We start from the raw sequence: 401 nt of genomic DNA on the forward strand, positions 1-401 counted from the left end.
TGCTCAATCAGGCGGCGTACGTGGTCGGTGACCACCTGCTCGGGGCTGATCAGTACATCAATAGGGATCGCTTCGTGGGCAAAAAGGCCTTTACGGGTCAAATACGCGGTGGCGCGCACCCGGGCAATTTTGGTCGGCGTGCGAAACAGCGTATGCGCGACCTGACAGGCGATCATATTGATCTCGTCGCTGTTGGTAACGGCGATCAACATATCGGCGTCTTCGCCGCCCGCTTGACGGAGCACAATCGGGTAGGAGCCCGCGCCGGTAACCGTGCGGATATCGAGCTTAGTGTGTAGATCGCGCAGTTTTTTGGCGTCGGTATCAACGACAGTGATGTCGTTTTCCTCGCGGGCGAGGTGTTCAGCCAGTGTGCCGCCGACCTGGCCGGCGCCGAGAAT

At 59.4% G+C, this 401-nt stretch carries 1 protein-coding gene; it reads right to left on the reverse strand.

Annotation, left to right across the window (positions count from 1 at the left end; translation table 11 throughout):
* Positions 1 to 401 (reverse strand): NAD-binding protein (locus tag RZA33_RS19390; RefSeq protein ID WP_317509500.1); only part of this gene is annotated, 401 nt, incomplete at both ends.

It is taken from the genome of Halovibrio sp. HP20-59, from assembly GCF_033052795.2.
Lineage (GTDB): Bacteria > Pseudomonadota > Gammaproteobacteria > Pseudomonadales > Halomonadaceae > Vreelandella.